The sequence below is a fragment of the Salipiger bermudensis genome (assembly GCF_017309175.1).
In the GTDB taxonomy this organism is placed as follows: Bacteria; Pseudomonadota; Alphaproteobacteria; order Rhodobacterales; family Rhodobacteraceae; genus Salipiger; species Salipiger bermudensis.
Genome location: NZ_JAEKJV010000007.1, coordinates 56048 through 69964, shown reverse-complemented (window position 1 = coordinate 69964; position 13917 = coordinate 56048). Strand labels below are relative to the sequence as shown.

The following is a 13917-nucleotide window of genomic DNA, read 5'->3' as shown; positions in this document are numbered from 1 at the left end:
GCGCCCCGGCGGGTTTGCGTTCATCAGGCGGTGAGGCCTTCCGGCTCTGCAAGACCATTGGCACGGCAGCAGGCGGTGACGGTGTTGGCCAGCAGGCAGGCAATGGTCATCGGACCGACGCCGCCCGGCACCGGGGTGATGGCACCGGCAACCTCGGCGCAGCTCTCATAGGCGCAATCGCCCACCAGCCGGGTCTTGCCCTCGCCCTTCTCGGGCGCCGGGATGCGGTTGATGCCGACATCGATCACCGTGGCGCCCGGCTTGATCCAATCGCCCGGCACCATCTCGGGCCGGCCCACCGCCGCCACCACGATATCGGCGCGGCGCACCACCTCGGGAAGATCCTTGGTGCGCGAATGCGCGATGGTCACGGTGCAGCTCTCACCCAGCAGCAGCTGCGCCATCGGCTTGCCGACGATGTTGGAGCGCCCGATCACCACCGCGTCGAGCCCGGACAGCGAGCCGAGCTGGTCACGCAGCATCATCAGGCAGCCAAGCGGGGTGCAGGGCACCATGCTCTTCTGGCCGGTGCCCAGCAGACCGACGTTGGAGATGTGGAAGCCGTCCACGTCCTTGGCCGGGTCGATGGCGTTGATCACCGCATCAGAGTTCATGTGATCCGGCAGCGGCAACTGCACGAGGATGCCATGCACTGCCGGATCGGCGTTGAGGCTCTCGACCAGCGCCAGAAGCTCGGTCTCGGAGACGCTGGCGTCAAGCTTGTGCTCGAAGCTCTGCATCCCGCACTCGACGGTCTGCTTGCCCTTGTTGCGGACATAGACCTGGCTGGCGGGGTCCTCGCCCACCAGCACCACGGCGAGCCCCGGCGTGATGCCGTGCTCGTCCTTGAGACGCGCAACATGCGCTGCAACCTGTTCCCGCACCGTGGCCGCGAAGGCCTTGCCGTCGATGATCTTCGCCGCCATGCAGCTCTCCTTCATTCGCGCCCGAGCGCGGCTTTCTCGCGCTCGATCGACCACTCCACAAGTTCGCGCCAAAGCACCTCGGCCAGTTCCGGATCCCAGCCCTGGGCTTCGGCGTTGCGGCGCGCGTTATCGATGACCTCGTCGACCCGGCCACCGATGCGGGCGGGCCATCCGTTGGCTTTCTTGAGTTCGGCGGCGCGCGAGATCAGCCGCGCGCGATGCGCCAGCAGATCGCAGAGCGCGGCGTCGGTGGCATCCACCTCGGCGCGCAGTTCGGTCATGTCACCAAGGGTGGCGGGGTCGCGCATTACCGTGCTCTCCAGCTAGTCCGTCACGCCCCTAATGCCGCGACGGCTGCGAATGATCAACGTCCCCAAGCGGCGCAATGCAGTCTCGATGCGGCAAAAGCCGTTCCGATAGGCGCCGCGTGGCGCCGATCAGAACAAGCCCTCGACCTCGCCCGCCGCGTTGAGCCGGATCGCCTCGGCTGCCGGCCGCCGCGGCAGGCCCGGCATGGTCATGATATCGCCGCAGATCGCCACCACGAAGCCCGCCCCGGCCGAGAGCCGCACCTCGCGCACCGGCACCACGTGACCCTCGGGCGCGCCGCGCAGGCCGGGATCGGTCGAGAAGGAGTACTGCGTCTTGGCCATGCAGACCGGCAAGTGCCCGTAGCCCTGCGCCTCCCACTCCTCGAGCTGGGCTCGGATGCGGGTGTCGGCGGTGACCTCGCTGGCGTGATAGATACGCTCGGCCACGCACTCGATCTTGTGCCAGAGCGACATCTCGTCCGGATAGAGCGGGGCGAATTGCGACTGCCCGGCATCGGCGATCTCGGCGACCCGGGTGGCCAGCACCTCGGTGCCCTTGCCGCCCTCGGCCCAGTGGGTGCAGAGATGCGCCTCGGCCCCCTGCCCCTCGACATAGGTCTGAACGGCGGCGATCTCGGCCTCGCTGTCTCCTGTGAAATGGTTGATCGCCACCACCACCGGCACACCGAAACCTTTCAGATTCTGGATGTGACGGCCAAGGTTGGCGCAGCCCTCGCGCACGGCTGTGACGTTCTCGGCCGAGAGCTCCTCTTTTGCCAGCCCCCCGTTCATCTTCAGCGCGCGGATGGTCGCGACGAGCACCACACAGTCCGGATGCAGCCCGGCCTTGCGGCACTTGATGTCAAAGAACTTCTCGGCCCCGAGATCCGCGCCGAAGCCGGCCTCCGTCACCACGTAATCGGCAAGCTTGAGCGCCGTGCGCGTGGCGATCACCGAGTTGCAGCCATGGGCGATGTTGGCAAACGGCCCGCCATGCACGAACGCCGGCGTGTGCTCGAGCGTCTGCACGAGGTTGGGCTGCATGGCATCGCGCAGCAGCACGGTCATGGCGCCGTCGGCCTTGATGTCGCGGGCAAACACCGGCGTCTTGTCACGGCGATAAGCGACGATCATCTCGCCCAGCCGGCGCTGCAGGTCGGCGAGGTCATCGGCAAGGCAGAGGATCGCCATGACCTCGGAGGCCACGGTGATGTCGAAGCCGGTCTCGCGCGGGAAGCCGTTGGCGACACCGCCGAGCGAGGTCACCGTGTGACGCAGGGCGCGGTCGTTCATGTCGAGCACCCGGCGCCAGACCACGCGGCGCAGGTCGATCTCCTGCTCATTGCCCCAGTGAATGTGGTTGTCGATCATCGCCGAGAGCAGGTTGTGGGCGCTGGTGATGGCATGGAAATCGCCGGTGAAATGGAGGTTCATCTCCTCCATCGGCACGATCTGAGCATAGCCGCCGCCGGCGGCGCCACCCTTCATGCCGAAATTCGGCCCCAGCGAGGCCTCGCGGATGCAGATCGCGGCGGTCTTGCCGATCCGGCTGAGCCCGTCGCCAAGCCCCACGGTGGTGGTGGTCTTGCCCTCGCCCGCCGGCGTCGGGTTGATCGCGGTGACGAGGATCAGCTTGCCGTCCTTGCGGCCCTCGAGCCCGGCGATAAAGTCCTGCGCCACCTTCGCCTTGTCATGGCCGTAGGGCAGCAAATGCTCCGGCGGAATGCCCAGCTTGCCGCCGATCTCCTGGATGGGCCGTTTATCGGCCTCGCGGGCGATCTCGATATCGGGTTTTGCGGCCATGACGTGGGTCCCTTCGGTCTTCGCGATGTTTGCGGCAACTGTGCCGCATCGCGGGCGCGGAGAACACCTGGAAATCGGTCGCGTTCAGCGGCTGCGCACCGCTTCGATATGCGCCCAGACCCGCTGGTCGGGAATGCTGAGCTGCAGCGTCTCGCCGACCGCGAGCCGCCCGGGCCGCTCGACCCACGCCGTGACCCCGCGCCGGCCATCGGCGGCGGGCTTGAAGCGCGCGCCAAAGCCGTCGCGCTCCTTCTCGATCTCACGCCCTGGCAGCACGCAGGGGCGGTTTTCCATGTCGACCGCAAGCGTGGTGCCATCGGGGCCCTGCAGGCGCGACGACGGCGGGATATGCGAGAAATCGGGCAGACCCTCGACCACCATCGACGCGCCGATCCATTCCGGCTCGATCCGCGCGAGCCCCATGCGCTCCGCGATCGCCGCCAGCTCCTCGACGGAGACGATGGCGAGCTGGCGCACGTTGCGGATCTCGGTGCCACGCTGGTGCTGCGACAGCACCCGGCTGCAGGACGGCCGCGTCAGGCCCGAATGCCGCTCGCCCAAGGCGCCCTCGAAGCGCAGGTCGAGCGCCTCGACCGGCTCGGAGCGCAGCCCGTCGCCCTCAAGCGGGACGCGGCCCAGCCAGAGGATCTTGGCGTGGAAATCGGTGGTCTTCAAAGCGGGCATGCGTGGCATCTCCTTGGAAGTGCGAGGAGGTTGCGGAAAGCGCCGGGAGCCTCAACCGCTTTCATGCGAATTCACGAATAATTCGCGGAAGAGGTCAGACGGTGAGGGTGAGGAACAGGCGGCGGAACGGGAACAGCACGCGGCCATCGGGACCGGTGGGATAGGCGCTGCCGATCACCCGCTCGTAGGCGGTGATGAGCTGGGCCTGCTCGTCCTCGTTCAACACTGCGAGCACGGGCCTCGCGAAGGTCGCCTCGGTGAAGCGCCGCACCGGGTGGCCCTCGCCGTCAGGCGCGAGATCCTGATAATACTCCGTCTCCCAGATCGCCACCTTGCCGAGCGGACTGAGCAGACGGTGATACTCCGCCGGCAACAGGACCTCGGGCTGGGCGTCATGGTCGATGCGGCCCGGGAACAGCTCTTCGGCGAGGCTCAGCCAGAAGCGGTGCGACGGGGCATTGTTCTGATGCGGCATCTGCACCGCCAGCGTGCCGCCGGGGGCAAGCTTGGCGGCCAGCAGCGTCAACAGGTTGGCATGATCGCCGACCCATTGCAGCGCGGCGTTGGAAAAGATCAGCGCCGCTTGCTCCGAGGGGAGCCAGAGCGACACGTCGTCCTCGACCAGTTCGTCGTAGCAGCCGGTGCGCCGCGCCTGATCCAGCATCGCACGGCTCAGATCCACGCCGATCAACTTGCGACCAAGCTGCTGCAGCGCCGGTCCCACCGCGCCACTGCCGCAACCAAGGTCGATCACCGCACCCTCGGGAAGCGGGCCGACGCTGCGCAGCAGGTCGATGGCGGGGCGCAAACGAAGACCCCGGAACCTGTGATAGAGTCCGGGGTCCCAGTCGTTCTGCAGCGAAGCGCTCATGCGGTCGGTTCGGGTTCCATGCCGCCTTCGCCGGCGGGCTTGGGCTTCGGCTTGGTCTTCGGGATCGCGGTGACGCTGGGCGTATCGTCGTCCGAGTTGTCGGCGCCGTCACCGCTATGCGGCGGCTCACCGTTCATCACGCGCTTGATCTCTTCGCCTGTGAGGGTCTCGTACTCGAGAAGACCCTGCGCCAGACGCTCCCAGTCTTCCTTGCGGTCGCTGAGGATCTGGTAGGCGCGCTCGTAGGCGTCCTGAATGAAGCGGCGCACCTCATCCTCGATCAGCTCCTTGGTGTGGGCCGAGACCGAGAGGCCCGCGGTGTTGCCCTGATAGCCCTCGTGGGCCTCGGAGTAGTCGATATTGCCGATCTTGTCCGACATGCCCCAGCGCAGCACCATCGCGCGCGCCAGCGCCGAGGCCTGCTGGATGTCGCCCGCCGGGCCGTTCGAGACATTCGGCTCGCCGTACTTGATGATCTCGGCGGCCTTGCCGGCCATGGTCATGGCGAGCTTTTCCTCGCACTCGGACTTGTGCCAGTTCAGGCGGTCGATCTCGGGCAGCGAGACCACCATGCCGAGGGCACCGCCGCGCGGGATGATCGTCGCCTTGTAGACGGGATCGCATTGCGGCAGGGCGAGGCCCACCACCGCGTGACCGGCCTCGTGATAGGCGGTCTTTTCCTTCTGGTCGGCGGTCAGCACCATGGAGCGGCGCTCGGCGCCCATCATGACCTTGTCCTTGGCGTTCTCGAAATCTTCCATCGTCACGAAGCGGCGACCGACACGGGCGGCCATCAGCGCCGCCTCGTTCACGAGGTTGGCAAGATCCGCGCCCGAGAAGCCCGGGGTGCCGCGCGCGATGATGCGCAGGTCGACATCCGGTCCGAGCGGGGTCTTGCGGGCGTGCACGCCGAGGATCTTTTCGCGGCCCTTGATGTCGGGGTTGCCGACCATGACCTGCCGGTCGAAGCGGCCCGGGCGCAGCAGCGCCGGGTCGAGCACGTCGCGGCGGTTGGTGGCGGCGATGATGATCACGCCCTCGTTGGCCTCGAAGCCGTCCATCTCGACCAGAAGCTGGTTGAGGGTCTGCTCGCGCTCGTCATTGCCGCCGCCATAACCGGAGCCACGGTTGCGACCGACGGCGTCGATCTCGTCGATGAAGACGATGCAGGGGGCGTTCTTCTTGGCCTGTTCGAACATGTCGCGGACGCGGCTTGCGCCGACGCCGACGAACATTTCCACGAAGTCAGAGCCCGAGATGGTGAAGAACGGCACGCCGGCCTCGCCCGCGATGGCGCGCGCCAGCAGCGTCTTACCGGTGCCCGGAGGGCCCACGAGCAGCGCGCCCTTGGGGATCTTGCCGCCGAGGCGCGAGAATTTCTGCGGATTGCGGAGGAACTCGACGATCTCTTCCAGCTCTTCCTTGGCCTCGTCGATGCCGGCGACATCGTCAAAGGTGACCCGGCCATGCTTCTCGGTCAGCAGCTTGGCCTTGGACTTGCCGAAGCCCATGGCGCCACCTTTGCCGCCGCCCTGCATCCGGTTCATGAAGTAGATCCAGACGCCGATCAGCAGCAGGAAGGGCAGCAGCGAAAGCAGGAAGGCCTGGAAGCCGGACTGTTCCTGCTGTTCCGCGCGCACCGTGACGCCGTTGTCGATGAGAAGGTCGGTGACCTGGGCATCCTGAGGTTTCACCGTCACGTAGTCGGTGCCGTCGCTGCTGCGGTAGCGGATCTGTTCACCGTCGATCGTGACCGAGCTGACACTGTTGTCTTCCACCGCCGAGACGAAATCCGAGTAGCTGATTTCGCGGCTCTGCAGAGTGCTGCCACCGCCCGAGAACAGGTTGAACAGGGCGAGGATCAGAAGAAACAGGACCACCCAGAAGGCGATATTACGTGCGTTGCCCAAGGAATGCCTCCAAACATGCGTCGCGTGCCCCGATCAGAGCACGATGTGCCTAACATAAGGATCAGGGCGGCACGTTCAATGCGAATTCAGTGCGAAAGCAGGAAGCCTTTGAAACCTGCGCCCTGTGTTTCGCCCTGTTCCAACGTCGTCGTCCCCCCGGGCCCGACCCCGAGCGCATCGCAGGCGCGCAGGGTCTCGCCCTGCCAGACCGACGGCAAGCACAGCGCCAATGCGTGCGGCACGTGCGCCTCACGTGCCGGGGCGGCCTGACGCCAGCCCTCCTCGCCAAGCGCCTGCACCGTGTGTCCCCTGAGATCGGGGTGGAAAACCCGCCAGCGCCCGTCCCAGAGCGCCGTATCGCCGACCGTGACGGATGTGCCGGCCACCGCCGCGTATTCGCGCCAGACCCGCAGTCGGTCGCGCTCGGCCCGCGCCGCGCACCCCATCAGCGTGCCCGCCCCGCCCGACAGCAGCCGCTCGAGCAGCCCCTCGAGCGCCGTGGCGCGCGGGCGGTACTCCGCCGAGGCGACCCATTGCAGCGCTGCCGCGAGCAGCCGCAGCTGGGTGTCGCGCTCGAGCGCCGCGAACCGGTCGCGCTCGAACACGAGGTCGCCGGCGCCCCCCTCCTGCCCGCACTGTTCCCAAGCCCAGACTGCCCGGGCGCGCAGCGCCTCGCGGGCCCGGCCCATGCGCCCGGCGGTGGCGGCGAGGGTCTCGGCCCCGAGCCCCTCCGCCTCAAGGCCGCGCAGCAGCTTGCGGATGCGGGCGCGCTCGTAATGATCATCCTCGTTGGTGGGGTCCTCGACCCAGCGGCCCTTGAGCACCCGCAGGTAGTGGCGCAGTTCCGCACGGCGCATGTCGAGACAGGGGCGCACGATGGTGAGCGCACTTGGAACGGCGGCCTCCGGCGGGCGGGCGCCGTCGCACGCCTCTGGGTCAAGCGGCGTGGTCCCGGCTTCCGCGACCTCGCGCAGGGGCGTCATGGCCGAGAGCCCGTCGACTCCAGAGCCGCGGGCCAGCCGCATCAGGAAGGTCTCGGCCACGTCGTCGCGGGTGTGGGCCAGCAGCACGTGCGAGAGCCCGCCGCGCCAGCGGCCGATGAGGTCGAGCCGGGCGCGGCGGGCGGCATCCATCAGGTTGCCCTGCCCGTCCCAGCGCCAGCGCAGCGTGGCATGGGGGTGGCCCAGCTCGTCGCAGGTGTCGCGCACCAGCGCCGCCTCGTCCCCGGCCTCGGGGCGCAGCCCGTGATCGACGGTCACCACCCAGAGCCGGGTGCCCCAGACATGCGCCCAGTTGTGCGCCAGCGTCAGCATCGCCATGCTGTCGCCCCCGCCCGAGACGGCGAGCACGATGTCGGAAGGGAAATCCGGTCCCAGCGCCGCGCCCATCGCCTCGGCGAAGCGCTGGTCGAGGCTGTCGGCTCCGGCCGTCACCCGCGCAGTCTCACTGGCAGCCGAGGCGCCCCATCTCGGCCTCGGCCTCGGCCACCGCCGGGGTGCCGGGATAGCGCGCGCCGACCTCGGCCAGCGTCACGCAGGCCTCCTTGACGCTCTGCAGCGCACCAAGCGCGGTGCCGAGCCGCCACAGCGCTTCCGGCGCGGCGTCGCTCTCGGGGTAGTTGGCATAGGCGTCGAGGAACCGGCGCGCCGCGGTGCGGGTGTCGCCGGTCTGATCCAGCGCCTTGCCCTCGGCCAGAAGCGCGTCAGGCTCTAGCGGGCTGCCGGGAAAGGTCTCGCGGAAGGTCGCAAACTGGTCTGCGGCGCCTTGAAAGTCACCGCTGGCGAGCGCCTCCTGCGCCCGCCGAAAGTCGTTCTGTTCGCCGATTGCGAGCTCGGCCCCGCCACCATTCGAAGGCTGTGCGGGCAGCGGGGCCGGCGCCGGGGCACCGGTCGAGGGCGCCTGCCCGCCAAGCAGCGGCGTGTCGCCGAGGCTGCCGATGTCGCAGGCAGGCTCGAGCTCGCAGAGGCGGAACTCGAGATCGCCGATGCGGTTGCTTCCGTCCTGCACCACCACGTCGACGCGGTGCTGCAGTTCCTCGGCCAGCGCGGTGACGCGCTGCAGCTCGGTCTCGATGATGTTGACGCGGTCGAGCGTGCTGCCGCTCACCTGTACGCCGCTCGTGCCCGTGGTGTTGAGCTCCTGCTGAAGGCGCAGGAGCTCTCCCTTGAGCAGAGAGAGATCCTGCCGGATGTCGGCCAGGGTTTCACTGTCCTGGGCCGGCGCGGAAGTGGCCCCGGCGAGACCGAAACAGAGGGCAAGAACGGCGAGACGCATGGTGGTCAGCTCCCGAGACCCATGGAGATCACGGTGACGGCGCGGCGGTTCTTGGCGTAGCACGACTCCTCCGAACAGATCTCGACCGGACGCTCCTTGCCGTAGCTGATGATCTTCAGCCGGTTCGGCGCGACGCCCTTGGAGATCAGGTACTCCATCGTTGCGTTGGCGCGGCGCGCGCCGAGCGCGATGTTGTATTCGCGGGTGCCCTGCTCGTCGGCGTGGCCCTCGATCACCGCGAGGTAGTCGGAATTGGTCATCAGCCAGCCGGCCTGCGCGTCGAGGGTCGCCTGCGCCTCGGGCGTCAGGGACGACTGGTCGACGAGGAACAACACGCGGTCGCCGATGGTCTGGTTGAAATAGGCCGGCGACTGGGGATCGTTTGCGCTGCCCGGCACGATGCCGGCATTGGCGCCGGCGCCCGCGCCGTAGCCGTCAGCACCGCTGCCGGCACCGAAACGGTCACCGCTGGTGCAGGCCGCCAGGCCAAGCGCGGCGGCGATCATCAGGGCCTTGGAAAGATATGTCATGGAACTGTCCTGCTCGTTTCTTGCCGGCAAATTATCACAGGCATGTTGGCTTGCAAATGTCGTGCGAAGACCAGGATTTTTCGTCCGAAAAATCCTGGTCCGCGGTCTTCCGACCCGAAAAATCTCTCGAAGAAGATTTTTCGGGCGCCTTGGTCACTGCAGCGGGCCCCAGCTCGGGTCCGACGCGCCATCGGGGGTGCGCACCCGGGTCAGCTTCCGCCCCGCCACGTCGACGCTGTAGAGCGAGGAGGTGCCGCTTGCGCCCTGGGTCTCACGCGAGAACATCAGCACCCGGCCATTGGGCGCCCAGGTCGGACCCTCGTCGAGATGCGAGGCCGTGAGCAGGCGCTCTTCGCTGCCGTCAGTGCGCATCACGCCGATGTGGAAACGGCCCTGGTTCTGCTTGGTGAAGGCGATGAGATCGCCGCGCGGCGACCACACCGGCGTGCCGTAACGCCCCTGCCCGAAGCTGATCCGGGTCGGCTCACCACCGCTGGCCGGCATGACGTAGAGCTGCTGGCTGCCCGAGCGGTCGCTTTCGAACACGATGCGGCTGCCGTCGGGAGAAAAGCTCGGCGCCGTCTCGATCGCGGGGGTAAAGGTCAGCTGGGTGGTGCTGCCGCTGGCGAGATCGCGCATGTAGATGTCGGTGTTGGACCCGGAGGTCACCGAGTAGACCACCTTGCTGCCATCGGGCGAGAAGCGTGGCGCGAAGCTCATGATGCCGCCACCCGCCGACATGATCTGGCTCTGCACCGCGCCCACATTGAGCACGTGCACCTGCGGCTCGCCGGTCTCGTAGCTGGTGTAGAGCACCCGCTCGCCATTGGGCGAGAAGCGCGGCGCCAGCACGATCGAGCGGCTGTCGGTCAGGTACTGCACGTTGGCGCCGTCATAATCCATGATCGCGAGGCGTTTTGCGCGCTGATCCTTGGGGCCGCTCTCGGAGACGAAGACCACGCGGCTGTCGAAATAGCCGCTCTCGCCGGTGAGGCGCGAATAGACCTGGTCGGCCACCTTGTGGGCCAGCCGGCGCCAGCCGTCGGAGGTGGCGGCGAACTGCATGCCGTCACCAAGCTCGGTGCCGGCGAACACGTCCCAGATGCGGAACTTCACCGTGACCCGACCATTCTGCTCCGAGACCGCGCCGGTCAGCAGCACCAGCGCGTTGATCGCCTTCCAGTCGGCGAACTGCACCGGGCTCTCGAACGAGGTGATGCGGCTGATATGGGCGTCGCGCGGAATCTCGCGGAAGAGGCCCGTGCCGGTCAGGTCATCGGCGATCACCTGGGTGATCTGCTCGGCATATTGCTGCGCGCTCGGCGTCTCGGCGACGAAACTCGGCACCGCGTAGGCCATGGGCTCGATGGTGCCCTCGGTGATCTCGATCCGCAGCGGACCTCCCTGCGCCTGCGCCGCATTGGGCAGCGCCAGTCCCAGCGCCGCCACGAGGGCGAGGCCCAGGACCATTGCCTGCGCCAAAACCTGTTTCATTCCAAAGCTCCCCTTGCCGGACCGGCCTCTGCTCGTGCCGTCCATGTGGTCAGGATAGTGCGTTGCGGCGGCGGGAACAGCCAAGTTCCGCCGCCGCCATGGGCGAGACCTTGCCGGTCGCATGATCATCGCAGCCTCATGTCGTCGGGATTGAAGGTCATCTCGATCTGCTTCCACTGGTCGTACTTGTCCTGCGGCAGCTGGTAGCCGTCGCCCTGGCAGCGCAGGATCGCGCGCCGTGCCGCCTGGAAGGCGGTGTCGGCAGCCGAGGCGCTGCCGCCTTCTGAGCCGATCAGGCGCAGGCTCGAGCTCACCACGCGGCCCGAGGGCTCCATCTCCATGCCCACGGTCACCGTGACGCTGGCCGCCTCGCTGCCCACGTCGACGATCCAGCAGCGCTGAACGGCGATGCGCAGCGCATCCTGCTCGCCACGGGTCAGCGGCGGACCAGCGGGCGTGTCGGATTGCGTCGGGGCCCCGCCCCCCAGCGCCTCCGCAATGGCGGCGTCGACGGCGGAGTCGGTCGATTGCGACGGCGCAGGCTCGGGCTCAGCCTCGGGCGCGCTCGGTGTCGCGGGCGCAGGCTGCGGCTCCGGTTCCGGCTCGGGGGCCGGCTGCGCGGTGGCGATGTCGCGCGGACGCGGGCGCGGACGCACCGAGGCGGGCGGCGCCGAGGCGGGCTCTTCGGCCTCGGTCACGATCTCGGTCGCGGTTTCGGGCGGCGCGGTCGCTTCCTGCGCCTCCTCGGCCACGTCGGGGCTGTCGGCCTCTTCCTGCGCGGCTTCCTGCACCTCTTCGGCCTCGGTCACGTCGGGCTCGGACGGAGCGACCGGCTCGGGCGCCACGCGGGGGGCCGGGCGCGGCACCGGGCGGGTGGCGCTTTCGGGCGCAGAGACCTCCGGCACCGCTTCGGCGGCGGGCGGCAGCGGGTCCGGCACGGGTTCTGGCTCTGGCGCCGGCTGCGGTGCAGGCTCGGGTTCGGGCTGCGGCGCGGGTTCGGGGGCCGGCGCCTCGGGCGCAGGCTGCGGCTCCGGCTCCGGCTGGGGTTCGGGTTCCGGAGTCGGTTCGGGCTGGGGCGCAGGCTCCGGCGCCTCGACCGGGGCGGTCACCTCGGTCTGCACCTCGGGCGCCTGCGCGGCATCGACCATGGCCGAGAACTCCGCCTCCGAGATCACCGACACATTCGAGACCTCGAACTCCGGCGGATCCGGACGGAACACGTTGCCGACCAGCAGCCACAACAGCACCAGGGCGTGCGCCCCGGCGGATATGGAGAAACTCCTGCGCAATCAGGCCCCCTCAGCCGCCGTCCGCGCCGTCGAGCGCCGGACCACCGCTATCGGTGACAAGTCCGATCGAGGAAAAGCCGCCGCGGTTCAGCGCGCCCATGACCTGCGCCACCGTCTGGTAGGGCACCGCCCCGTCGGCGCGCAGGAAGATGCGGTCGTCGGCCCGCTCCACGGCGATGGCACGCAGGCGGTTGACCAGTTCGTCCATCTCGACCTCGGTGGTCATGATCGTCACGGTGCCGTCGGCGGTGATCGTCACCGCGAGCGGCTCCTCGGTCTCGGAGGGCAGCGAGCTGGCCGCCGTCTTGGGCAGCTCGACCGGCACACCCACGGTCAGCAGAGGCGCGGCGACCATGAAGATGATCAGCAGCACCAGCATCACGTCGACCATCGGCGTGACGTTGATCTCGGCCATGGGCTGCGATCTGCCGCCGCTGCGGCGCCGCCGGCGTCCGCCGCCGCCTCCGCCCGATTTCATCACCCCTCCGCCCATGGATCAGGCGTCCAGCTGGCGCGAGAGGATGGTGGAGAACTCGTCGGCGAAGGCCTCGTAGCCCGAGATGATGCGGTCGGCATCGGCCGACAGCTTGTTGTAGAAGATCACCGCCGGGATCGCCGCGACGAGACCCAGCGCGGTGGCAAACAGCGCCTCGGCGATGCCGGGCGCCACGACCACCAGCGAGGTGTCCTGCTGGGCAGCAATCTCGATGAAGGCGTGCATGATGCCCCAGACGGTGCCAAACAGGCCGACGAAAGGCGCGGTGGAGCCGACGGTGGCCAGCACCGGCAGGCCGCGCTGCAGATCCTCGGATTCCTTCTGGATCGCCACGTCCATGGAGCGGTCGATGCGGGCATGAGCCCCGGCGATCAGCCCGCCATCGTCGCGATGCGAGCGGCGCCACTCGGTCATGCCGGCGGCGAAGACGCGCTGCGCGCGCCCCTTGGGCTCGGGTCCGATCTGGTCATAGAGTTCATCGAGCGGTTCGCCGGACCAGAAGGCGCGGTCGAACTTGGCCGCCTCGCGGCGAGCGGCGCGGTAGCTGACGATCTTTTCGACGATGATCGCCCAGCCCCAGACCGATGCCAGCACCAGCATCAGCATCACCAGTTTCACCGTCAGGGTGGCGCGTGCGAACAGCCCCCACATGGAGAAGTCGATCTCCTGCGCGAGCTGGAGGGTTTGTGGATCCATTAGCCTGCTCTTCCTCATCGGGCCCGTGTGCACTGGGCTCTCGTTAGCGACGATTCTAGCGGATTTGCAGGGAGAACGCCAACACATTGGCGTCATCAGGGCCATGAAAGCCCTTTGTAACAGGGTTTTGACGGCGCATCTCCGCCGAGCGGGCGGCCTTAGTGCACCTTGCGGCGCAGCTCCTGAGGCAGCCGCGTCGGCTGGCCGTCCAGCGTCATCGAGACCAGCGTCACCTCGGCGGTGAACAGCGCCTCGCCGGCGCGCTGTACCTCCTGGTGAAGCACCAGCCGCACGCCGCTGACCGATTGCACCCGGGTCTGCACCACCAGCTCGTCGTCGAACCGGGCCGAGGCGCGGAAATCGGCCTCGATGCGGCGGATCACGAAGACCACGCCCTCGTGCTCGCGCAGGGCGTTCTGGTCGATGCCCATGCCCTTGACCCATTCCGAGCGCGCGCGCTCGATGAACTTGAGGTAATTGGCGTGGTAGACGATCCCCGCCATGTCGGTGTCTTCGTAATAGACCCGGACCGGAAACTCATGCTGCATCTGTCGGCTCCCCTGGCTCGCGCCGCGACCCTATGCTCAGGTTGCCCCTCACGCAAGCATCGGGCAGGCAAGCATCGGGAGGGCA

At 68.2% G+C, this 13917-nt stretch carries 14 protein-coding genes; all 14 read right to left on the bottom strand.

The features are described from left to right. Positions 1-23: 23 nt before the first annotated feature. A complete protein-coding gene (gene folD, locus JF542_RS11060; protein ID WP_207075882.1) occupies positions 24-926 on the bottom strand; it encodes a bifunctional methylenetetrahydrofolate dehydrogenase/methenyltetrahydrofolate cyclohydrolase FolD in 903 nt (300 codons plus the stop codon). Positions 927-937: 11 nt separating this feature from the next. Further along, positions 938-1234, bottom strand: coding sequence for a chorismate mutase (locus JF542_RS11055; RefSeq protein WP_007794335.1), 297 nt, complete (start codon positions 1232-1234; stop codon positions 938-940). A 129-nt stretch (positions 1235-1363) separates the two neighbouring features. Continuing rightward, the gene (locus JF542_RS11050; RefSeq protein ID WP_207075881.1) at positions 1364-3040 is read right to left on the bottom strand and encodes a formate--tetrahydrofolate ligase; all 1677 of its coding nucleotides are present in this window, start codon (positions 3038-3040) and stop codon (positions 1364-1366) included. Between the two features lie 84 nt (positions 3041-3124). After that, positions 3125-3724: an MOSC domain-containing protein gene (locus tag JF542_RS11045; protein WP_207075880.1), complete on the bottom strand. Its 600-nt coding sequence runs from the start codon at positions 3722-3724 to the stop codon at positions 3125-3127. A 94-nt stretch (positions 3725-3818) separates the two neighbouring features. Continuing rightward, positions 3819-4595, bottom strand: coding sequence for a methyltransferase domain-containing protein (locus tag JF542_RS11040; protein WP_224886724.1), 777 nt, complete (start codon positions 4593-4595; stop codon positions 3819-3821). Further along, complete coding sequence (ftsH, locus tag JF542_RS11035; protein WP_007794349.1) at positions 4592-6505, bottom strand: ATP-dependent zinc metalloprotease FtsH; 1914 nt, start codon at positions 6503-6505, stop codon at positions 4592-4594. Before ftsH ends, JF542_RS11040 begins: the two co-directional genes overlap by 4 nt. A gap of 86 nt (positions 6506-6591) precedes the next feature. Next, a complete protein-coding gene (gene tilS / locus JF542_RS11030) occupies positions 6592-7938 on the bottom strand; it encodes a tRNA lysidine(34) synthetase TilS (protein ID WP_207075879.1) in 1347 nt (448 codons plus the stop codon). 10 nt (positions 7939-7948) lie between these two features. Beyond that, on the bottom strand, positions 7949-8779 hold the full coding sequence (ybgF, locus tag JF542_RS11025; RefSeq protein WP_207075878.1) for a tol-pal system protein YbgF: 831 nt from the start codon (positions 8777-8779) through the stop codon (positions 7949-7951). Between the two features lie 5 nt (positions 8780-8784). Beyond that, a complete protein-coding gene (gene pal, locus JF542_RS11020; protein WP_007794358.1) occupies positions 8785-9309 on the bottom strand; it encodes a peptidoglycan-associated lipoprotein Pal in 525 nt (174 codons plus the stop codon). A 153-nt stretch (positions 9310-9462) separates the two neighbouring features. Continuing rightward, on the bottom strand, positions 9463-10803 hold the full coding sequence (gene tolB, locus JF542_RS11015; protein ID WP_207075877.1) for a Tol-Pal system beta propeller repeat protein TolB: 1341 nt from the start codon (positions 10801-10803) through the stop codon (positions 9463-9465). 125 nt (positions 10804-10928) lie between these two features. Further along, entirely contained in the window at positions 10929-12092 is a 1164-nt protein-coding gene (locus JF542_RS11010) for a cell envelope biogenesis protein TolA (protein WP_207075876.1), read from the bottom strand. Positions 12093-12102: 10 nt separating this feature from the next. Then, positions 12103-12585, bottom strand: a complete 483-nt coding sequence (tolR, locus tag JF542_RS11005; RefSeq protein ID WP_040544365.1) for a protein TolR — start codon at positions 12583-12585, stop codon at positions 12103-12105. A gap of 3 nt (positions 12586-12588) precedes the next feature. Then, complete coding sequence (gene tolQ, locus JF542_RS11000) at positions 12589-13284, bottom strand: protein TolQ (protein WP_007794370.1); 696 nt, start codon at positions 13282-13284, stop codon at positions 12589-12591. Between the two features lie 158 nt (positions 13285-13442). Further along, the gene (gene ybgC / locus JF542_RS10995; RefSeq protein WP_007794373.1) at positions 13443-13832 is read right to left on the bottom strand and encodes a tol-pal system-associated acyl-CoA thioesterase; all 390 of its coding nucleotides are present in this window, start codon (positions 13830-13832) and stop codon (positions 13443-13445) included. Positions 13833-13917 lie beyond the last annotated feature (85 nt).